We start from the raw sequence: 20533 nt of genomic DNA on the forward strand, positions 1-20533 counted from the left end.
TCACGGAGTTCTTATCCTTTACCGGCTTGCCCGCGGTTAAGCAAGGCAAAAAAACAAGGTCCGGCCACGCGCCGTTCGCCCCGTGATTTTTCACCGCAAAGGCGCACTTCACCTTGCGGGAACCCCAGGAATATTTTATAAAAAAGTTTCGGAAGTTGATGAAAATTGCTCTGTCCTGAGCTTGGCTGCATAATTTTTTAAGGAGGATATCCCTGTATGTTGATTAAAGATTGGATGGCAAAAGATGTCCTGACCGTGGACGAGAATACCTCTTTGATGCGTGCCACCCGGATCATGAAGGAAAACGGCATCCGCCGCCTGCCGGTGGTTTCCCATGGGAAGTTGATCGGGATTGTCACGGACCGCGATGTGAAAGATGCCTCTCCTTCCAAGACAACCTCGCTTGATATCCACGAATTGTACTACCTGCTTTCTGAAATGAAGGTGAAGGATGTCATGACCGCGAATCCGTTGACCCTGAGCTTGGATGAGACCCTGGAAAAAGCCGCGCTGGTTATGCTTGAGGGCAAGATTTCCGGCCTGCCGGTGGTGGATGCAGTCGGCAATCTTGTCGGTCTGCTCAGTGAGACCGATGTCCTGCGCGGGTTCATCCACAGCACCGGCATCAAGGATGGGGCCATCCAGTTTGTCCTCGATCTGCCTGATGCCCCGGGTTCGGTGACCAAGGTTATCGAAAGCCTCCGTCAGTACAATACCCGGGTGATCAGCATCCTCACCTCCTTTGAGGATGCGCCGGAAGGCAAGAAGCGGGTGGCGATCCGGGTTATCTCCGATGATGAGGCCAAGGCCGAGCAGGTGACCAAGAATCTGAAAGAGTCCTTTACCGTTGTTTATTGCGGCAAGGACGAGTTGAAAAATCTGCCCCGGAAACGGGCTGTCTGACTTTTACCTTGCAAGGCGCATTTTAAGCCCTGCCTCCGGAGTCCACGGATGGCGGGGCTTTTTTTATGGTGCGAGGGGTTCGGTCGCTTCTTTGCCGTCGGAAAATTCCCCGCCAAGCTCCTCATTATCAAAGATGTCCTCTGCCTGGGGGGGAGTTTGCCAGGGGAGTTGCTCCTCCTTGAACGCCTCCAGGGAGATGTCGGCCCCCTCCATGCTGAGGCCGCGAAGTCCGGTGCTGTTGTCCAGCGGCAGAATGACGATGCCGGGGGGGACTTTGAACCCTCCGGTAACGGGGTAGCGTTGCGTCGCCTGCTTCATGAAGTCGAGCCAGATCGGGGCGGCTGCCTTGCCGCCGGTTTCCGTGGCGCCCAGGGGGATTTTCTGGTCGTGTCCCACCCAGACGCAGGTTGCGATTTCAGGCGTGTAGCCGACAAACCAGGCATCCATGTTCTGGTCGGTGGTCCCGGTTTTTCCGGCTGCGGGAACTCCCAGCTCCCGAACTCCTTTCCCGGTTCCCTCCTCGATAACTCCCTCCAGAAGTCTCGTGACCTGATAAGCGGTGCGGGCATCCATGGCCTCGCTGAACTGGGGCCGTTGCTGCTCCAGGACCCTGCCGCTGCCGTCGACAATTTTTTCAATGAAGATGGGGGTGGGCAGTTTGCCGCCGTTGGCAAAGGCGGTGTAGGCGCGGGTCAATTCCAGGGGGGACACCCCTGAGGAGCCGAGGGCCAGGGAAAGATTTTTCAGCAGCGGCGAGGTGATCCCCAGTCTGCGGGCCAGATCAATGGCGTTGGCAATACCGATTTTTTGAAGAATCTTGATGGTCACGATGTTGCGGGAGTGCACCAGGGCGTTGCGGAAGGAGGTGGGGCCCGAAAAGGTGTTGTCGAAATTTTTGGGTTCCCAGTGTTCGCCGGCGCTTGCCCCGCGCAGCTGGAGGGGTTCGTCCACGATCATGGTGGCGGGAGTCATCCCCTGTTCAAGGGCTGCCGCGTAAATAACGGGCTTGAAGGCGGAGCCCGGCTGGCGGCGGGCCTGGGTGGCCCGATTGAACTGACTTCTGCCGAAATCCGTACCGCCGACCAGGGCCTTGACCAACCCGGTCTTTACTTCCATTGCCACCAGGGCCGCCTGCGGCAGGGTTGCGGTCCGGGTGGCGGAGTTCTGCCGGATCACCCATTTTGCCGTGCCCCGTTTGATCGCCATCACCGCTGCTTTTTGCAGCTCCGTGTCGAGCGTTGTGTAGATGCGCAGGCCGCCGGAGAGCAGCATTTCGCTACCGTAGGTGTTTTCCACATAGCTGCGCACATGCTGCAGGTAATAGCTGTTTTCTTCCGGGAATTCCTGATCCGAGCCCCAGAACAGCGTCTGGGCAAATGATTTTCTCGCCTGGGTCGGGGTGATGTAACCCTCTTCGGCCATACGGTTCAGGACGTAAGCCTGTCTGCGTTTGGCCAGTTTGAAATGGCGGAATGGAGAGTAGCGGCTGGGGGCCTGCGGCAGGCCGGCAAGCAGTGCCATTTCGGCAAGGTTCAGTTCCTGCACATGTTTGCCGAAGTAAACCTGGGCCGCGGCTTCCACCCCGTGGGCGCCGCTGCCAAGATAGATCTGGTTGAGGTAGATGTGCAGGATTTCTTCCTTGCTCAAGGCCTTGTCTATCCGATAGGCGAGAATTGCTTCCTTGATTTTGCGGGAATAGGTTTTTTCAGGGGATAGCAGCAGGGCTCTCGCAACCTGCTGGGTGATGGTGCTGCCCCCCTGTCCGCGCTCGCCAAAACGGATGTTGTGGATAAGTGCCCGGATCACGGACCATGCGTCAACGCCACTGTGTTGATAAAAACGGGAGTCTTCCGCCGCCACGAAGGCCTGGGGAAGCAGAGGCGGCATCCGGGAAAGGGGGACAACGGTCCGGTTCTGTCTGAACAGACGTGCCACGGGCCGGCGGGCCGCATCATATATATAGGAAGAGGTTGCCGGCCTGTAGTTGGAAAGCGAGCTGATTGCCGGAATATTGAGGGAGATGAAGAGGTAGAAGGTGCCTGCAATGCACAGGGTAAGCACAAAGCTTACCGCAAGCAGGAGTATGGTGAGTTGGATATGGTTCCAAATCCTGATCTTTGTGGGAGGGCGCGGAGCACTCTGTTGCGGCTGCTTGCGGATAGGTTTGGCTGGGGGCACTGTAACCCTTTGTCCCTTGGCTCGTTGAGTACATGATGGTCGAAAATTTCTGTAATAATACAGGGCTGCTTGTGGCAGGTCACGATGTTTTTTTGGGAAGTGGCGCCGGAGGGCCTGCTTGAGGGGTCTGTAAATGACAAAGGATCACGGGCCGCCACCCGGGATCCTTTGTTGAGGGGAAGGGAAGATGGAATGAGAAGAACCGTTCGGGAACGGAAAGACAGAAGGTCGTTTGTCTGGTTCTCACTTGGCCCCAGGGGGCCTGTTCTCCCTTATGGATTCTGTAAAAGCAATTGGTGTGCCAGAATTATTTGTTTGTGGAGAATTATGGCGGTTTTTTTGAGATGTCATTTTGTTCCAATTGGTTAGATCATGGCTTTTCCTTGTTTCGCTCTTGTGCCCCATGTTGTCGGAAGGAGGAAGTTGTACGCTGATGGCGCATTATGATCCATACGGCTTGGTTTTGTATGCTCATTTTGCGTCATGAAGGGTATTTTTGGGAATGCCCGTGGTGTCTGGGGAAGGGATTTTTGCCGCTGGTGAGTGGAACTTTCTGAAATCAAAGAAGATTTTTTTATTTCATTATCTGTTTGTTTTTTAAGATTTTTTTGGTTAAATCTCTGCCTGAATGGGTTGTCAAGAAAAGTCGATATTCGCTTTCCCTGTTTTTGCGCAATGCCTCAGTGGGCTTAAATCGAATCATGAAAGTATCAAAAACTGGAATATCGAAAGAATAAAAACTTGACAATGGTGTTTTCCATTTTTTAAATTGAGGTAGGTTTTGAACTTGGTGGGGGCAAAAATTCCCCCGAATTTTTTAGAATGGAAAATCTCAACAAAAGGAGGGCCCGGGGAGAGAGAAATACAAGGTAAATCGATGCAGGGATTCGTCCGGGACCGCCATTCCGTTCGAGTCTACGATGAACCAATAGCCTGGAAGATCAGGTTGTTTGATTGAGGAGAAAAAAGATGGAAGGTCTACTGTTTTTAGCTTTTTGGATCGGGTGTTCAGCGCTCCATACCTTATTTGATCTCAAAATCAAACCGTTGATCCAGGCCAATGAGGAAACGTTGCCCTGAAAACCTCTTAGGAGGGTAACGAGTAAGGTTTTCATCATTCTGGATTACATGAAGATCAAATAATTTCAAAAGGAGTGTTGTCCCATGAATAACTTCTTAACAAATGTTCTGCCGCAGGAGGGAGGGCTTGAGGCCGCCCCTTCCCGCCCCTACAACGCCACCATTGCCATTGGTGGTTTTCTTGCCGCTCTTGGTCTGGCTGCCGGGCTTCATGCCATGTACATCGGCCACGAGCATGCCTACGGCGTTACCCGCGAGGTCCCCTGGGGCCTTCTGATTGCCGCCTATGTTTTCTTTGTTGTAACCTCCACCGGTTTGTGTCTGGTGTCTTCCATTGGCCACGTGTTTGGCGTTGAGGCCTTCAAGCCCATTGCCAAGCGTTCCGTGTTCATGGCCATCATGACCATCATCGCGGGCTTTTTCGTGATCGGCTTCGAGATCGAGAATCCCTGGCGCATGCCCATCTATAACATGCTTTCCCCCAACCTCACCTCGAACATCTGGTGGATGGGGACTCTGTATGGCGCCTATCTTTTCTTCATGCTGGTCGAGTTCGCCTTGCTCCAGTTGGAGAACCATAAGGTTGCCGGCATGTTCGGCCTGATGGGTGTTGTCGCCGGTATCGCCGCGCACAGCAACCTCGGCGCCGTGTTCGGACTTCTTGGTGGCCGTGAGTTCTGGCATGGTCCGTACATGCCCATCTACTTCATTACCTCCGCGATGATGTCCGGTTGCGCGGCGGTTATTTTTTTCCACTGGCTCGGTTACCGCGCAAACGGCTGGAAGATGAGCCAGCAGCTCGAGAACTCCCTGCAGGCCACCGCCAAGCTTGGTGCCACCCTGATTGCCGTCATCATGTTTTTCACCACCTGGAAAATGATCTCCGGCATCAGCGGTCAGCCGCCAGGAAAGTATGAGGCCATGATGTCCCTGGTCAGCGGCCCCTATGCCGTGAACTTCTGGCTCGGCGAGATCATGCTGGGCATGGTTATCCCCTTTGTGATGATTCTGGCAGCCAGGGCAAAGAACCTGCCGGTTCTTTTCTGGGCTTCTGTTTCCAGTGTCGTAGGTATTTTCTTCATGCGCTACGATCTGGTGGTTGTCGGTCAGATTGTCCCGCATTTCCATGGGCTGGGCGTCGTCGATCTTCCGGAGCTGTTCTCATACACCCCCTCTCTGCATGAAATCGCCATCACCGCAGGCGCAATGGGCCTCTGTGTGATGGGTTTCTTCATGGGTGAGCGGCTGTTCAAGGGGCATCTTTCCGAGGATCACTAAGTACAGCCCAAAGGAGAAAAGGACTATGGTGGCCAAGAAAAAAACGGCCATCCAGCCTTTGCGGCCTGATTTGCCAATATACCCCATAGGGGTGGCAGCAAAGCTGTTGGATGTTCATCCGAGGACACTTCGTATCTACGAAGCAGAAGGACTGATTCATCCCCAACAAAAGGGATCCCGAAGGCTGTACTCCCTGAATGACATCAAGTGGATATCATGTTTGCGTTCCATGATCCACGATCAGGGGATCAGTATCCCGGGGCTGAAAAGGTTGTTGGCGCTCGCTCCCTGCTGGGAGATAGCCGAATGTCCGGCCGAGGTGCACGAGATCTGCGAATCCCGCATCGATAATGCGGTGCCGCGCTCGTTGCGGGTGGCTGGAGATGAGGTGGCCGAAAAAAAAGCGAAAGCGGCCGACCGGGCGAAAAAAGGTACCGGTTCTGGCCGCAAAAAACAGGTCGGGCGCAGTTGATACAGTTGGTCAGTAACGAGTAACAGGCAAAAAAAGGCCGGAGGGGTTTCCTCTCCGGCCTTTTTTGCTGTGTGCGATGGGAGCAGCCTCAGTCAAGTTCCTCGTCAAATGGGCTTTTGAGTCCATAGCGTTGGATCTTGCGTCGCAGGGTGTCCTTGGAGATCTTCAGTTCGCGGCAGGTCGCCATTCGCCGCCACTGGTTGCGCTCCAGGGATTGGAAAATCGCCTGTTTTTCGATATCTTCCAGGGGTTGCGGCTTGTGCATGGGGATGACTCCCGGCTGGAGGCACTCGTTTTCCTTGGGGGCAAAGGGCTCGGGCAGATGCTCGGGCTGGATGAATCCGCCGTGGCAGAGAATGAAGGAGTACTCGATGATGTTTTCGAGTTCGCGGATGTTGCCCGGGAAGTTGTAGCGCATGAGGATGCCTAAGGCGGTGTCGGAGATGCCGACAATGTCCTTGCCCTGTTGGGCGCTGAACTGTTTGGTGAAGTGTTCGGCGAGCATGGGGATGTCTTCCATGCGCTCCCGCAGGGGAGGGAGATTGATTTTCACGACGTTCAGGCGGTAGAAGAGATCCTCCCGGAAGTTCCCCTCCTGGACAAGGGTCTGCAGGTCGCGGTTGGTGGCGGCAATGATCCGGACATCCGCCTTTACCGGTTTGTTTGAGCCCAGGGGTTCATAGACTTTTTCCTGGAGCACCCGGAGGAGCTTCACCTGGAGAGCGGCCGGGATGTCGCCGATTTCGTCCAGGAAAAGAGTACCTTTTTCCGCTGTGGCGAAGCGGCCCGGGCGGTCGTGCTTCGCGTCGGTGAAGGCGCCTGCCTTGTAGCCGAAGAGTTCCGATTCGAGCAGGGTTTCCGGCAAGGCGCCGCAGTTGACCGCGACAAAGGGGCCCTTGCTGCGTTGGCTGGAATTGTGGATGGCCCGGGCTACCAGTTCCTTGCCTGTTCCCGATTCGCCGAGCACCAGGACGTTGCTCTCGCTGTGGGCGATTTCCGGCAGGATGTTGAAGATGCGCTGCATGGAGGCGCTTTTGCTGATGATTTCCCCGAAGGTGTAGCGGCGGGAAAGCTGCTTGCGCAGTTCCGCCACCACGCTGAGGTCGCGAAAGGTTTCCACGCCGCCGATGACGTTGCCTTCGTGGTCGAGCAGGGGGGCCGCGCTGATGCTGATGGGGATCTGTCTGTCCTCGATGTCGCGGATAAAGATGGAGCGGTTGGCCACGGGCCTGCCGCTGTACAGGCTTTGCGCAATGGCGCAGTTTTCGCCGCAGATGCTGGAGTGAAAAACATCGCTGCAGGACTTGCCGATGGCATCCTCCCGCTTCCAACCGGTGATCGCTTCGGCCCCCCTGTTGAAGGAGGTGATCTTCCAGTTGCGATCCACCGTGAAAACACCGTCGGCGATGCTTTCCAGAACCAGATCCTTGGTCATGACCGAGGTGAGATCCCGGAAGGTTTCCACGCCGCCGATCACATCTCCCTCCGGATCCGTGAGGGGGGAGGCGCTGATGCTGATGGGAATGGTGTTGCCGTCCTTGCCCTTGATGAAGATGGAGCGGTTGCCGATGGGGGTGCCGCTTTCCACGCTTTGCGCAAGGATGCAGGTGTCGCCGCAGATGCTGGAGTGGAAGATGGCGCTGCAGGACTCGCCGATAACCTCTTCCCTTTTCCAGCCGGTGATCTGTTCGGCTGCCCTGTTGAAGGAGGTCAGTTTCCAGTCGCGATCAACGGTGAAAACGCCGTCGGCGATACTCTCCAGGATAAGGTCCTGCTGCATGCTGGCGGTGACATCGCGGAAGGTCTCCACCCCGCCGATGACTTCCCCTTCCGGACCAACAAGAGGAGCGGCGCTTATGCTGACCGGAATGGTGCGGCCGTTTTTGCCCCGAATGTAAATGGAACGGTTGACGATTGATTTGCCCTCGCGCACGCTCAGGGCCAGAATGCAGTCCGCGCCGCAGATGCTGGAGTGAAAGATTTCATGGCAGGAAGCTCCCACAACATCCTGGGCGTTCCAGCCGGTGATCTGCTCGGCGGCTTTGTTGAAAGAGGTGATGCGAAAGTGCTTGTCCACGGTAAAAACGCCATCGGCGATGCTGTCGAGCACCAGAGAGTTGTTCTGGCTCGGGTCCGCAGCGTTTCGCATGGCGATGATTGCGCCGGAAAGTTTCCCTGTACCGTCGGGGATGGGAATCGCCGTTACCAGGGCTATGGTGGATTCTTCGCTGTTCGGCTTTTTCATCACCACGCTGAAGTTGTGCATGGCGCGGCCGGAGGCAAGCGGGCCATAAAGACTGCAGAGGGCATCCAGTCCGCCGGCGCCGCTGAATGCATCACGGCAACTTTTCCCGATGAGATCGCCGGTGGCCAGGCCCAAAAGTTTCTCGGCCTCCTTGTTGAAAGAGGTGATCTGCCAATTTTCATCCACCGTAAAAACAGCTTCTTGGACAACAGGGGCGGTGGCTGCGGGGGGGGCTTGTGTTTTCATTGCCTGTCGGAGGGTAGAGGGTCTTGACTGTATCAGTCCTGGAGTTCGAATTCCATTTTTTGGGAGTGTAAATATAGCAAATAAAATAAGACTATGCTTGCAGAAAGGGAGAATTACCGAGTTTTCTCCCTGGGGCAGAGCGTGTTTTCGTTTGGGGCAGCCTGTTCGGGAAGCTGGGAATCGTGAGGGTATCCGGGTTGGTAAAAAATTGTCTTGACATGCGGGTTTGTCAAATTAGAATACCCAGAATTTACAACCTGGCAATTAAGGAAGTGGTTAATTGCTTAACTTCCTTCTGGGGCATCAAAATTCTGGGAGGGTGGAAGAGGTCGAGCACCCTTCTGAAATACAGTTGAGGAGACGAGAGGATGAAGATTAGTGATCTTGAAAAACTCAAAAACGAAGGTGTTGAAACCCTTCCTTCTGAGGAGAGGCGCCGTTTTTTGCGGTTTGGTCTGGCTGTAACCGGTGTCTTTGTCGGGGGCTCTGTTTTGTCGTTGACCTCTGCGCGTGATGCCCAGAGTGCCATGGGGCCGGTGCCTGCCGCCGGAAAATTTCCCTACAAGCCCCATTATACCATGGTCATGCGGCAGAATCGCTGCATCGACTGCGAACGTTGCATGGAAGCCTGTGTTGCCACCAACAATGTTCCCTCCTATGGCTACCGGACCAAGATCATGGAGCAGGAGCGGGATATCGCGCGGGGTGAAAAAGAGCGTGTTTTCATGCCGGTGCTCTGCAACCACTGCAACCGTCCTCCCTGCGTGCGGGTCTGCCCTACCACCGCCACTTACAAAGACAAGACCAACGGCATCGTCATGATGGACTATAAGCGCTGCATCGGTTGCAAGACCTGCATGGCGGCCTGTCCGTACAATGCCCGTTATTTCAAGGAAGAAAATCGTGCTGTCGACAAATGCAACTTCTGCGTTGATACCCGCCTTGCCAAAGGGGAAAAGAAGACAGCCTGCGCTGCCGCCTGTCCGGCTGGTGTGCGTGTTTTCGGGGATCTTACCGACTTCGACAGCGAGGCGTACCAGCTGATCCACAGGCCCGAGAAGGTGGTGTGGGTTCTGCGGCCCGAAACCGGCGCCATGCCGAACGTGTTCTACGTGAACGACTAAATTTTCATCAGTAGAGAGGAAGACAATGAAGCGCAATAACAAGAGCGTATTGAATATGTTGACCATGCTGGCCGCCGCGGGTCTCCTTGTTTTTTCAAGCCTTTCCTTTGCCGAGGAAGCATACGATGAGGATACCTATGGTCCCAAGGCTCCCATCGTCTGGGCGAAGCCGGTGAAGGGAGTTGTGTTCCTGCATAAGACCCACACCATGGATGCAGGTCTTGACTGTGACAGCTGTCACAACGGTGAGATGTTTGAAATGGCCGCCGGTACTGCGGAACAGAATGAGGATTTCACCATGGAGTCGCTTTACAAGGGGAAATACTGCGGTGCCTGCCATGACGGCCAGACCGCCTTTGCTTCCAATACCCGTTGCACCACCTGTCATGTGGGCGTAAAGGGGTATAACCGTTTGACCGGCGCAGCCCCGCAGGGGGAGGCCGGCGGCAAGCATTAAGTTTTAGCAACTGAAACCGGTGCCCGCGGCCCTTAAGCTTTTCCGCGGCCACTGGAAATGTGTATCTGAGCGGAAGTCCTTGCTGGGCTTCCGCTTTTTTTGTGCCATCCGCAGTCTGGCCAACCGGCTGGTCAGTATTGTCAAATTAAAGGATAACTTGGTTTTTAGTTCTCTTCTGATTCATGAAAACCACCTTCTTTCTTCTTCTGTCTTTGTGCGGTTCGGCCAGGATGGTGTCAATCGAAGCTGATTCATTGAAAACTTCAGAATTTCCCCCTTGATGTCACGGTGATTTGGCATGGTTGGGCAAAATATTCTGGAAAAGGTTTTGTCGGGGGTTTTCTGCCCTGTGTGGCTCAATCTTCGCCATTGGTGGAATTCTCAGTGGTTATCTTGTTGAATTTTTTAATTTTTTGATTGTGTCGGCCAGGCGATTTCCCAACTCCGCTGGCGCGCACCCCCCTTGGTGTCCGCTCCTTCCTGTTTAGTCTATCTTGTTGTTTTTTCATATTTTTTATCCAATTTTCTTTTTGAGCGATCCTCGCTGGCACTGGGCTTTTTTTGCGTCTTTGCGCTGCGGCTTGTGTGCGCAAAATGAGCCAATCGCGGTAAATTATCTGAAACCCGTTTTGTTCCGAATGTATTGCAAATGAACAGAGACAGATTTCTAACTTGTTGCAACTAGAAGCAAAACGCGTTTTTCGAAATTTTCATGGGGGCAGTTTGGTCGCTTGGCACGGCCATTGCTATATTGACTTTTCGACATGGGACACAACGCGGAAAAAGCCTGTTGAATTCAGTGAAACAATACGCAAGAAAGGAGGTGACCGGGGAGAGGGAGCAAAAGAGATTCTGGGAGGAATTACTCCTCAATCAAACGGGTGGCGGCCCGAAAAAGTAGACCTTCCACGGAATTTTTTTAGCAGCACCGACAGACAGTGAGCTGAATTTGATTTTTACAGAATAGAAAAATAACTCCCGGGCCGGGAGTGGGTTATCAAATAAAGTATCAATAAATACGTATCAATCTTAGGGAGGAAAAATCATGTTGAACACATTTTCTATCGCTGAGGTGGCTGAGGAGAAGGTTGCGACCCCGACCGTCACCAAGGCTACCATTCTTTGCGCGGTTCTCGCCGCCGTTGGTATTGGCGCAGGCCTCTATGCCCAGGTGGTGGGGCATGAGCATGCATTCAACAATACCCGTGAAATGCCCTGGGGCATTCTTATTGCCAACTATGCTTATTTTGCCATCATCTCCACCGGTCTTTGTTTGCTCGCTGTTTTGAGCCATGTTTTCGGCAGCAATCGGCTTACCCCGCTTGCCAATCGGATGGTTTATCTTTCGATCGCCGTCATCTTCGGTGGGTTTGCCATCATCGGCCTTGAGCTCGAGAATCCGCATCGTATGCTTCTCTATAATATGCTTTCACCCAATCTGACCTCCAATATCTGGTGGATGGGAACCCTGTACAGCATGGCGGTCGGTTTCATGTTTGTGGAATTTTACCTGATCCTTACCAAAAAATATTCCCTGGCCGTAACCCTCGGTGTTTGTGGCGCTCTGGCCGAGCTTGCGGCAAATACCAACCTCGGTGCGGTTTTTGCGACCCTTTCCGCGCGTCCCTTCTGGTACGGATCCCAGCTGCCGGTTTACTTTCTTGCCTCTGCGGTAATGACCGGTTCCGCTGCAATCATCATGTTCACCAACTGGGCATATAAGATGCGTGGTGAAGAGATGAGCCAGACCACCAAAGATGGCCTGCAGGGCGCTGGCAAGGTCATGTTCACCACCCTGATTCTCCTTATGGTTGCCACCGCCTGGAAGTTCATCTCTGCCTTTGTCGGCGGCACTGAGGAAGCCCGTCTGGCCGCCCTGAGCCTTCTTCAGGGTCCCCTGGCCACCAACTTCTGGGTATTTGAAACCGTGGTCGGCATGCTGGCTCCCATCGCAATTATGACCCTTTCCCGCATGAAGAGCATGCAGGCGCTTTCGGCAGCGGCTCTCATGGTACTGGTTGGCGCATACTTCCAGCGTTACGATATCGTTGTCTCCGGTCAGATCGTGCCGGTTTACAGCGGCTGGGACAATCTGCCCACCTACTTCTCCTATATCCCCTCTGCCGCGGAATTCCTGGTCGCACTCGGTGGCTTCGGGCTGGTGGGTGCGCTCTTTCTGCTCGGCGAGCGCTTTTTCGGCAAAGCCTTCCGCCACAGCGCTCATCATTAATCAAGGCGCTGAAATTTGCCAATACCGGTCCTGCGGGCAGATGCCCTCTGCCCGCAGGGATCCATCACGGAGAGAGAAAATGATACCAGATAACAAAGCAATCTTTACCATCGGGACCGCGGCGAAAATGCTGGAGGTGCATCCGAGGACCCTGAGGATCTACGAACGGGAAAATCTGATCAGACCCTTGAGAAAAGGACAGTGGCGCTACTACACCATGGACGACATCAAGTGGATTCAGTGCCTGCGCGACATGATCCATGAGCATGGCATCAGCATCGCAGCCATCAAGAAGCTCCTCCAGTACACCCCCTGCTGGAATATCGCGGATTGTCCCTTTGAGAAAAGAAAGCAATGCACGGCCTTCATGGCCAGTGGCCTGGTTCCCAGGAAGATCAACGTGGAAGAGCGGTCGGGAGATGTCGCCGCTTGAAGCGGCGATCTGGCGTAACCTTAAACCGTAAGGAGAATCGACATGAGCACCCGTACACATCTGCTGGACAAAATTACGGTGAGTGGCCTTCCTCTTGGTGAAGCAACCATATATGAAAAGAGTGGGGCGAGAGTCTCGGCGAAGCAGGTTGCCGAGTTTTGCTGGGGTGTTTCAACCTTTGCGCTTTTTTTGCTCCTGGGGCCTTTTTCCGCCATCGCTACGCTTTTCGGCATCGCATCTCTTGCAAAGCAAGCCAAGGGAGCAGAGCCGGAAGCACTGTAATGATGAATGTGCGTGTCCCGTAATGTCCCATGTCCCCATGTCAAAGAGATGAGGTGAATTACGATGATGTGTTGCACGGTTGAGTGGGTTCCTGCAGTCAAGAGTGAGCGGCTGGGAAAGAATTGATTCCGGCCATTGATTCTTGGTTGCAGGGGATGGAACTGCAATAAAAAAAGGCTGCTCGTTTGAGCAGCCTTTTTTTATTGCGAAATATTTCCCTCTGGAAATTATTTCTTCACATGGCAACCGTCACATTTGGTCGGGCCCTGGTTTTTGGCCTTGTGGCAGCCCTGGCACAGCGCATGCCCTTTCTTCATGTCCCACTTCTTGTCGGCCGGGAAGTCAGCGCTCTTGTGGCAGACATCACATTCCATGTTGCCCTGATGCTTGGCGTGCGGGAAAACGGAGGGTTTCTTGGCTGCTTCGGTCTGCAGGGTGATCTCGGCAGGACCCTTGTCCTCGGCAAAGGAGCTGCCAACTACAGCAAGTCCAAACACAAGAGCGAAAGCGGTGGAGCAGATAATGGTCTTTTTCATCGTCCTTCTCCTAAATATTGGTTTTTAATGTGGATCATTATGAATCCATATTCAGTTGCAAATGTCGTTTTATATACCCACGGATATCGCGTTGTCAAGCAGGAAGAATTCCTTTTGCCGGAAGTTTTCCCATCAGCTGCCGCCGTAGCTGTGCAACCCGGCGAGGAGGTAGTTGACGCCGTAGTAGGTAAACATCACCGAGATGAATCCGAAAATGGCGAACCAGGCAATGCGTTTGCCGCCCCAGCCCCTGGTGAAGCGGGCATGAAGGGCGGCGGCATAGACAAACCAGGTGATGAGCGACCAGGTTTCCTTGGGATCCCAGCTCCAGTAGGTTCCCCAGGCGGAGTTGGCCCAGACCGCGCCGGTTATGATGCCGGCGGAAAGCCAGAGGAATCCGAAGACCAGGGTCTTGTGAATGATGTCGTCAATCATCTTCAGGTCCGGAAGGCTTGCGATCAGCGTTCCGCCTGAACCGGACTGCTCTCGCCAGTCTTTCAGCAGGTACATGACCGCAAATCCGGAGGCCACTGCAAAGGCGGCGTAGCCGATGAAGCAGGTGATGACATGAGCGATGAGCCAGTTGCTCTGCAGGGCCGGGATAAGGGGCTTGATGTCCGGGTTTTTTAGTCCGGCAAGCCCCATGGCCATGGCGGCAAACGGCATCGCGAAAACGCCCAGCACTTTGTTTTTGTACTTCAATTCGATGCCGAGGTAGAGAATGCCGATGGACCAGGCGAAAAAGACCAGCGATTCGTACATGTTGGAGAGTGGCGCATAGCCGATCCCCATCTGGTGGGATTCATACCAGCGCATGCCGATGCCGGCGGTGTTCACGAGGAAGGCGCCCGCCGTGACCAGGGTGGCGAAGATCCCCATCTTCTTTGTCCGGAAAACGAAGGTGGCGATATAGAGGACCGCGGAGAAAAGGTAGGCAAGTGTAGTGATTCCCAAAAGTTGTGAGCTGTTCATGGCTGATCCTCAAGCGTTTTGAAAGTCTTCGATTTTTTCAAAGCGCTCGGTAAGCGCTGCAAAATCCTTGTCAAAGCCGAGTTTGTTCTTGCTGCTTGCCCCGCAGAGCAGAACTCTCGTTTTGTCGGCTTCCTGTCCAATATATACCCAAACCCGTCTGTGGGAAAGGAAGAACGCAACGTAGAGGCCGACGAGCATGAGGGTGCAGCCAAAGTAAACAACCCAGACCCCGGGATCCTTGGCGACCTGGAGCCCGGTGGCATAGAGTTGGCGCACGGAGATTTCGTACTCGTCATCCTGCCGGGAGATGCTTTGGGTTGCCTTGTCGGCCATCCAGAAGACGCTTGGTTCGCCCTGGCCGTCGGAAAACCAGAATTTCACCTGACTCACATCGCCCATGCGGCTTCGCGGTTGCTGGTTGATGAGGCCGAACTCGATGGCGGTTCCTGGCCAGGAGATCTTTTGCGCGAAGGGAATCTGGAAGGATTGGCTGGCCTTGCTGGTCTTGTTCGTGATGGTCACGCCGAAACCCTGCATGGGCTGGTAGCTTGATTGATAAAAAGTGATCCCCTTGTAGTCGAGAGGATCATTGACGATGATGGGGCGGGTTATGGTCTTGTTCGCGGCCGCGTCTTTCACCGTAAGCACCGAACGGTATTCCTTGGGGGTCTGGCCATCATCGTAATAGGAAACGCTGAACTGATCGCAGGTTACGGTAAAGCCCAAGGGGATCGGTTTCTCGCTGCCAAAGGCATAGACGGTATCGATGGCTGCCCCTTCGGGGATCATGACACTTCCCTTGAAGCCGCCCGCCGAGCCGATGATGGCGCCGGCGAAGATGAAAAGTATGCTGAGATGCACGGCGTAGACCCCCAACCTGCTCCAGGCCCCCTTCTGGGAAAAGAGGAGAATTCCGGACTCTTTTTCCTCCATCTGGCAAGCCCAGCCGCCCTCCTTGAGTTGGGCGGTTATTGTTCTCACCACGCCATCCTGGGGGTTGTTGGCCAGAAAAACACGCCGGTTCGGCATTTTTTCCAGGCGGTCGATGGGGGTGTTCAGGTTGTCCATCACCACCATCTGCCAGACATTGGGAAGGCGGTCGATGGTGCAGACGATGAGGTTGATGCTGAACAGGAGGAGAAGGGCGATGAACCACCAGGAGTTATACATGTCCGGCACATCGAGCAGTTGAAAAAACTGTGCCGTCTTGGCGCCGAAATTCTGGATATAAAATTCCGGCGGGTTTTTCTGCGGGATGAGGGTGCCGATGATGGAGGTTGAGGCAAGGATCAGCAGGGTGACGAGCGCAAGCTTGACTGACGCGAAAAAACGCCAGACCATATTTTCTGTTTTCTTCATATGCCCCTTTTTTGATGGAAGATATAAGTCGGTGAATATTCGCCCGGTGTTGGGTAGATCTCTGTATTGTCTACTCTTGTTTCCAAGGTGCTGTCAACAGAAAACACCGCAATATTCTTGTGCTTTTTTCCTGTGTTATGGGTTTTTCCCATGGCGGCTTACCGGTTCGCCGGCAAAGGGTTCCTTCTGTCGACGCTCTGGGTCGCGTTCGTATTGCTATTGAGACACTGGGCTGGGGAAAATGTTCTTTTTTTTCTTCGCGGTTGGTGGATTCCCTTTGCAGCGGATAAAAATAGAGAACAAAATGCTTGCCAAGCCCAGGGAGACGATGTATAAATTCCCCTTCCCTGGTAGGGGATAAAAGCGCTGGTGATTGAGTTTCTAGGGTGCGATTTGTTGATGGTCGCTGATTGCGACGTTCCATAAAGGAGTCTAGTCATGTCAAAGAAATGTGATATCTGCGGTAAAGGTCCGGTCACCGGCAACAACGTGAGCCACGCCAATAACAAGAATAAAAGGCGCTGGCTCCCCAATCTGCAGCGGGTGAGAATGGCCACCTCCGGCGGCAATGCCCGCTACATTCGCGCCTGTACCCGCTGCATTCGTTCCGGCGCCGTGGTGAAAACCGCGTAAGAGCGTTTTCGCATCGCGATAAAAAAACGGCTCCATTTGGAGCCGTTTTTTTTTTGCTCTTTTGCCTGGGGCGCGGTGATGCTCAGAGCCGTTTTGCCTCCATGACGCCCTCAAGCTGCTGCACATGCTGCAGCAGCTTGAGGAGGTGCTCCCGGCTGTTGATTTCAATGATGATGCTGATCCTGGCCAGGCCGCCGCATGAAGTGGTTGCCTCCAGGTTGAGAATGTTGGCGTCGTCGGTGCTGATGGTGTTGCTGAGGCTTGCGAGCAGGCCCTTTTGGTCATGGGCGATAATCTGGATCTGGGCCCGGTGGGTTGCCCTGACGCCCTCGGCCCAGTTGACGGCGATGAGGCGTTGCTGGTCGGCGTTTTGCAGATTCGGGCAGCTGGCCTTGTGCACCGAGATGCCGTGACCGGCCGTGATGAAGCCGACGATTTCGTCGCCGGGGACCGGCATGCAGCAGTGGCTGATCTTGGTGAGCACGTCGTCGGCGCCGTCCACCACGATGATATTGCCCTTGTCCGTTCTCCGTCGCGCCTTGGGTGCAGCCACCTCGGGTACCGTCTCCTCCGGCAGCCCTTCCCTGATCTCTTCGGGCTGCAGGGCCTTTATAATGGTATGGGCCGGGAGCTTGCCGGTGCCGACCTTGCGCATCAGCTCATCCAGGGAGTTGCATGCGAAGGATTTGAGCAGTTCCTTGAGGTGGCCGGTTTTGATCATCTTTTTCAGGCTGAGGTCATGCCGGCGCAGCTCCCGCTCGCAGAGTTCCCGACCGATCTGCAGCGCCTTTTCCCGCTCCTCCTGATTGAGCCACTGCCGGATCCGGCTCTTGGCCCGCGCTGTTTTCGCAATGCCGAGCCAGGAACGGTTCGGCTTTTGCTTGGGTGAAGTGATGATCTCCACCAGATCGCCGTTTTTTAAAACCGTCTTCAGCTGGGCGATGTGGCCGTTGATCTTGGCTCCGGTGCAATGGTTGCCGACTTCGGTGTGGATGCTGTAGGCGAAATCGATGGGAGTGCTGCCCCGCGGGAATTCCTTGACCTCGCCGTTCGGGGTCAGGACAAAGATCTCCGCCTCATAAAGCTCGCCTTTCACCGCATCGAGAAATTCCTTGGGATCCTCAAGCTCCTGCAGGGCGTGGACCAGCTGTTTGAGCCATTTGAAGAGGCGCGCATCCTTGCTGGTGATGGCCTTGCCTTCCTTGTATGCCCAATGGGCGGCAATGCCTTCCTGGGCAATGCGGTCCATTTCTTCGGTGCGGATCTGCACCTCCATGAATTCGCCGCGCGGGCCGACCACCGAGGTGTGCAGGGATTGATACATGTTTCCCTTGGGGGTGCTGATGAAATCCTTGAAGCGGCCATCCACCGGCGGCCAGAGGGAGTGGATGATGCCAAGCGCCTCGTAGCATTCCTTTACCGTATGGACGATGATCCGGAAGGCGACCTTGTCGTATACCTTTTCCAGGGGGATATTCTGGATGATCAATTTCTTGTAGATGCTGTAAAGATGCTTGGGGCGGCCCAACACCCGGAAACTCCGCAGGCCGTGCTCGGCGAGCTTCTGGCTGAGCAGGGCCTTGACCTCTTCCACGTAAGTCTCCCTGTCGGCAAGGGAGGTGCGGATCTTGTTGGCAAGATCTTCGTACTCCTCAGGATGCAGGTGGGCGAAGGAGAGATCTTCCAGCTCGCGCTTGAGCCAGTCGATGCCGAGGCGGCTGGCCAGGGGCGCGTAGAGGTCCATGGTTTCCCGGGCAAACTCGAGTTGCTTGCCCCGGGAAACGTAACGCAGCGACTGCATGTCGTGCAATCTGTCCGCCAGTCTGACCAGAAGAACCCGGATGTCGGCGGACATGGCCAGGAGCATCTTTCTGATGTTTTCCGCCTGGTAGGCCAGCTTGCTGTTGAACTGCACATCGGTGATCTTGGTCGCGCCCTTGACGATATTGGTGATGTCGTCCCCGAATCTGTCGCGAACCAGTTTTTCGGCATCCTTGACATTGTCCGCCTTTTTGAGCACACCGTGCAGAAGGCCCGCGCAAAGGGTGGAAACATCAAGGCGCATGGTGGCCAGGATGTCGGTGACCATGAGGGCATGGTAAAGGTAGGGGCGGCCCGAGAGGCGGTGTTTGCCCGAGTAAAACTGTTCCGCGAAGGCGTATGCCTCCTTGAGCGGGGCCAGGTCTTCCTCGGGCATATAGCCCTTGGCATTGCTGAGGATCGATTCTATGGAAACCATGGTTGCTGGTCAGGCGAGAAGGTTCATCGGCGCGGGCTGGGGGTTATGCCGAGATGGCAAGGGCCGAGGAGATCCTGGCAACCAGTTGCGGGCCGGCTTCGGCAAGGGGGAGGCTCATGGTCTCGCCCGTGGCCCGGTTCCTGATCTCCACCAACCCCTTTTCGCTGAAGCTCTTGCCCACCATGACCCGGTAGGGAATGCCGATGAGGTCGGCGTCCTTGAACTTGCTGCCCGGCCGTTCGTCCCGATCGTCCAGCAATACCTCGATGCCGGCCTTCTGCAGATCCGCATACAGCTCGTTGCTGGCCGTGCTGATTGTTTCGTCCTTGGGGGAAAGGTTGAGGAGGATCACCTGGAAGGGGGCGATGGGCACCGGGAAGATGATGCCGTCCTTGTCGTGGTTTTGTTCAATGGCCGCGGCAACGCTGCGGCTGACGCCGATGCCGTAGCAGCCCATGATGAAAACCTGCTCCGTACCCTGGTTGTCCAGGAAGGTTGCCTTGAGTGCCTCGCTGTATTTGGTACCCAGTTTGAAGATGTGTCCCACCTCGATGCCGCGGGTCAGTTCCAGGTTGCCGCCGCAGGCGGGGCAGCGGTCCGTGCTTGTGACCATGCGCAGATCGGTGATGGTTTTCACCTCAAAATCGCGGCCGAGGTTGGCATTGAGGTAGTGGAAGTTTTTTTCGTTGGCGCCGACGGCGAAGTTATGCATCCGGGACACCTCGCTGTCCGCCAGCACCGGGATGGTGAGGCCCATGGGGCCGAGATAGCCGCTGGGTACGCCGGTGGCGTCGAAAACCTCCTTGTCGTCGGCAAGGCGGAGGTTGTCGGTGTTCACCCCCAGGGCGTTGGCGAGCTTGACGTTCTGCACCTCGTGGTCACCGCGGAGCAGCACGGCCACCGGCTTGTCGTCCGCCATATAGATCAGGGTCTTTACCAGATTTTTCGCGGCGATCTTCAGGAACTCCGTCACCGCCTCCACCTTGCGTTTGCCAGGGGTTTCCACCCTGGCGAGGGGAAGAAGTTCGGGCGGCGTCACGGGCGGCGGTTCCTGGCAGCGGGCCTTTTCCATGTTGGCCGCATAGGAGCACTCCTTGCAGATGACAATGGTGTCTTCGCCGGTGGCGGCCAACACCATGAACTCATGGGAGAAGCTGCCGCCGATGGTGCCGGTGTCCGCTTCCACGGCGCGGAAGGCCAGACCGCAGCGGGCAAAGATCCGGTGATAGGCTTCGTGCATCTTCCGGTAGGTTTCGTCGGCGCCTTCTTCCGTGGCGTCGAAGCTGTAGCCGTCCTTCATGATGAACTCGCGGCCGCGCATCAGGCCGAAGCGCGGTCTGATCTCGTCGCGGAATTTGGTCTGGATCTGGTAGAGGTTCAAAGGCAGATCCCGGTAGGAGTGGACGTTGAGGCGGACAAGATCCGTGATCACCTCCTCATGGGTGGGGCCGAGGCAGGATTCGCGGGCATGTCGGTCGGTGAAGCGCAGCAGCTCCGGGCCATACTTATCCCAGCGGCCCGATTCCTTCCAGAGGTCGCCGGGCTGAACCATGGGTAGAAGAAGTTCCTGGGCGCCGGCCCGCTGCATCTCCTCCCGCACTATCTTTTCCACCTTGCGGATGGCAGCCAGGCCCAGGGGCAGGTAGGAGTAAACCCCCGAGGTGAGCTTGCGGATAAAGCCGGCGCGGAGCAGGAGTTGGTGACTGACGACCTCCGCCTCGGAAGGGGTTTCCTTGAGAGTGGGAATGAGAAGCTGGGAAAAACGCATGGGGCACCTGGGTATGAAATTTACGGGTCAGCGGCGGATATGATCGGCCACATATTTTCCATGGGAATACGAAGAGTAAATATACACGTTCGGACTGC

Annotated in this window: 16 protein-coding genes and 1 pseudogene; 9 read left to right on the forward strand and 8 right to left on the reverse strand. The window is 55.3% G+C overall.

Annotated elements, in window-relative coordinates:
* The first annotated feature begins 216 nt into the window (after positions 1-216).
* Positions 217-903 (forward strand): CBS and ACT domain-containing protein, encoded by a 687-nt coding sequence (locus ACUUL3_RS03290; RefSeq protein WP_448554553.1) that lies wholly within the window; start codon positions 217-219, stop codon positions 901-903.
* A gap of 63 nt (positions 904-966) precedes the next feature.
* Here ACUUL3_RS03290 and ACUUL3_RS03295 read toward each other — a convergent pair whose 3' ends face one another.
* Positions 967-2964 (reverse strand): penicillin-binding protein 1A, encoded by a 1998-nt coding sequence (locus tag ACUUL3_RS03295; RefSeq protein WP_448554555.1) that lies wholly within the window; start codon positions 2962-2964, stop codon positions 967-969.
* Positions 2965-4245: 1281 nt separating this feature from the next.
* Here ACUUL3_RS03295 and nrfD (ACUUL3_RS03300) point away from each other — a divergent pair.
* On the forward strand, positions 4246-5439 hold the full coding sequence (nrfD, locus tag ACUUL3_RS03300) for an NrfD/PsrC family molybdoenzyme membrane anchor subunit (protein ID WP_448554557.1): 1194 nt from the start codon (positions 4246-4248) through the stop codon (positions 5437-5439).
* Positions 5440-5464: 25 nt separating this feature from the next.
* Entirely contained in the window at positions 5465-5911 is a 447-nt protein-coding gene (locus tag ACUUL3_RS03305) for a MerR family transcriptional regulator (protein ID WP_448554559.1), read from the forward strand.
* Between the two features lie 88 nt (positions 5912-5999).
* On the opposite strand, the gene ACUUL3_RS03310 is transcribed toward ACUUL3_RS03305, so the two are convergent.
* Positions 6000-7691, reverse strand: a complete 1692-nt coding sequence (locus tag ACUUL3_RS03310) for a sigma 54-interacting transcriptional regulator (RefSeq protein WP_448556425.1) — start codon at positions 7689-7691, stop codon at positions 6000-6002.
* Between the two features lie 9 nt (positions 7692-7700).
* Positions 7701-8402: pseudogene (locus ACUUL3_RS03315) on the reverse strand (PAS domain-containing protein); the annotation flags it as partial.
* Between the two features lie 368 nt (positions 8403-8770).
* On the opposite strand from ACUUL3_RS03315, the gene ACUUL3_RS03320 reads away from it, so the two are divergent.
* The 5 genes from ACUUL3_RS03320 to ACUUL3_RS03340 all read left to right on the forward strand — a co-directional run bounded on the left by ACUUL3_RS03320 (position 8771) and on the right by ACUUL3_RS03340 (position 12928).
* The gene (locus ACUUL3_RS03320) at positions 8771-9526 is read left to right on the forward strand and encodes a 4Fe-4S dicluster domain-containing protein (RefSeq protein WP_448554561.1); all 756 of its coding nucleotides are present in this window, start codon (positions 8771-8773) and stop codon (positions 9524-9526) included.
* A 25-nt stretch (positions 9527-9551) separates the two neighbouring features.
* On the forward strand, positions 9552-9983 hold the full coding sequence (locus ACUUL3_RS03325) for a cytochrome c3 family protein (RefSeq protein ID WP_448554563.1): 432 nt from the start codon (positions 9552-9554) through the stop codon (positions 9981-9983).
* A 1045-nt stretch (positions 9984-11028) separates the two neighbouring features.
* Positions 11029-12213 carry an NrfD/PsrC family molybdoenzyme membrane anchor subunit gene (gene nrfD / locus ACUUL3_RS03330; RefSeq protein ID WP_448554564.1) on the forward strand — a complete coding sequence of 395 codons (1185 nt, stop codon included), beginning with the start codon at positions 11029-11031 and terminating at the stop codon, positions 12211-12213.
* Between the two features lie 79 nt (positions 12214-12292).
* Positions 12293-12646: a MerR family transcriptional regulator gene (locus ACUUL3_RS03335; protein WP_448554566.1), complete on the forward strand. Its 354-nt coding sequence runs from the start codon at positions 12293-12295 to the stop codon at positions 12644-12646.
* A gap of 42 nt (positions 12647-12688) precedes the next feature.
* A complete protein-coding gene (locus ACUUL3_RS03340) occupies positions 12689-12928 on the forward strand; it encodes a hypothetical protein (RefSeq protein ID WP_448554568.1) in 240 nt (79 codons plus the stop codon).
* A 227-nt stretch (positions 12929-13155) separates the two neighbouring features.
* Here the strand turns inward: ACUUL3_RS03340 and ACUUL3_RS03345 are convergent, their stop codons facing one another.
* The 3 genes from ACUUL3_RS03345 to resB form a co-directional block, all read right to left on the reverse strand.
* Positions 13156-13464, reverse strand: a complete 309-nt coding sequence (locus ACUUL3_RS03345) for a cytochrome c3 family protein (RefSeq protein WP_448554570.1) — start codon at positions 13462-13464, stop codon at positions 13156-13158.
* A 132-nt stretch (positions 13465-13596) separates the two neighbouring features.
* Positions 13597-14436 carry a c-type cytochrome biogenesis protein CcsB gene (ccsB, locus tag ACUUL3_RS03350; protein ID WP_448554572.1) on the reverse strand — a complete coding sequence of 280 codons (840 nt, stop codon included), beginning with the start codon at positions 14434-14436 and terminating at the stop codon, positions 13597-13599.
* Between the two features lie 9 nt (positions 14437-14445).
* Positions 14446-15795 carry a cytochrome c biogenesis protein ResB gene (gene resB / locus ACUUL3_RS03355; protein ID WP_448554574.1) on the reverse strand — a complete coding sequence of 450 codons (1350 nt, stop codon included), beginning with the start codon at positions 15793-15795 and terminating at the stop codon, positions 14446-14448.
* Between the two features lie 438 nt (positions 15796-16233).
* Here resB and rpmB point away from each other — a divergent pair, with 438 nt between their 5' ends.
* Positions 16234-16428, forward strand: coding sequence for a 50S ribosomal protein L28 (gene rpmB / locus ACUUL3_RS03360; RefSeq protein WP_448554576.1), 195 nt, complete (start codon positions 16234-16236; stop codon positions 16426-16428).
* A gap of 82 nt (positions 16429-16510) precedes the next feature.
* On the opposite strand, the gene ACUUL3_RS03365 is transcribed toward rpmB, so the two are convergent.
* Entirely contained in the window at positions 16511-18667 is a 2157-nt protein-coding gene (locus ACUUL3_RS03365; protein ID WP_448554578.1) for a RelA/SpoT family protein, read from the reverse strand.
* A gap of 43 nt (positions 18668-18710) precedes the next feature.
* Positions 18711-20435 (reverse strand): proline--tRNA ligase, encoded by a 1725-nt coding sequence (locus ACUUL3_RS03370; protein WP_448554580.1) that lies wholly within the window; start codon positions 20433-20435, stop codon positions 18711-18713.
* Positions 20436-20533 lie beyond the last annotated feature (98 nt).

It is taken from the genome of Thiovibrio sp. JS02 (assembly GCF_053485635.1).

Bases quoted from the DNA above. Each gene is read 5' to 3' on its own strand.
- ACUUL3_RS03290 (WP_448554553.1), top strand. From the start codon at position 217: ATGTTGATTAAAGATTGGATGGCAAAAGATGTCCTGACCGTGGACGAG.
- ACUUL3_RS03305 (WP_448554559.1), top strand. From the start codon at position 5,465: ATGGTGGCCAAGAAAAAAACGGCCATCCAGCCTTTGCGGCCTGATTTG.
- resB (WP_448554574.1), bottom strand. From the start codon at position 15,795: ATGAAGAAAACAGAAAATATGGTCTGGCGTTTTTTCGCGTCAGTCAAG.
- ACUUL3_RS03365 (WP_448554578.1), bottom strand. From the start codon at position 18,667: ATGGTTTCCATAGAATCGATCCTCAGCAATGCCAAGGGCTATATGCCC.
- rpmB (WP_448554576.1), top strand. From the start codon at position 16,234: ATGTCAAAGAAATGTGATATCTGCGGTAAAGGTCCGGTCACCGGCAAC.
- ACUUL3_RS03335 (WP_448554566.1), top strand. From the start codon at position 12,293: ATGATACCAGATAACAAAGCAATCTTTACCATCGGGACCGCGGCGAAA.
- nrfD (WP_448554564.1), top strand. From the start codon at position 11,029: ATGTTGAACACATTTTCTATCGCTGAGGTGGCTGAGGAGAAGGTTGCG.
- ACUUL3_RS03310 (WP_448556425.1), bottom strand. From the start codon at position 7,691: ATGCAGCAGGACCTTATCCTGGAGAGTATCGCCGACGGCGTTTTCACC.
- ACUUL3_RS03370 (WP_448554580.1), bottom strand. From the start codon at position 20,435: ATGCGTTTTTCCCAGCTTCTCATTCCCACTCTCAAGGAAACCCCTTCC.
- ACUUL3_RS03340 (WP_448554568.1), top strand. From the start codon at position 12,689: ATGAGCACCCGTACACATCTGCTGGACAAAATTACGGTGAGTGGCCTT.
- nrfD (WP_448554557.1), top strand. From the start codon at position 4,246: ATGAATAACTTCTTAACAAATGTTCTGCCGCAGGAGGGAGGGCTTGAG.
- ACUUL3_RS03320 (WP_448554561.1), top strand. From the start codon at position 8,771: ATGAAGATTAGTGATCTTGAAAAACTCAAAAACGAAGGTGTTGAAACC.
- ccsB (WP_448554572.1), bottom strand. From the start codon at position 14,436: ATGAACAGCTCACAACTTTTGGGAATCACTACACTTGCCTACCTTTTC.
- ACUUL3_RS03325 (WP_448554563.1), top strand. From the start codon at position 9,552: ATGAAGCGCAATAACAAGAGCGTATTGAATATGTTGACCATGCTGGCC.
- ACUUL3_RS03345 (WP_448554570.1), bottom strand. From the start codon at position 13,464: ATGAAAAAGACCATTATCTGCTCCACCGCTTTCGCTCTTGTGTTTGGA.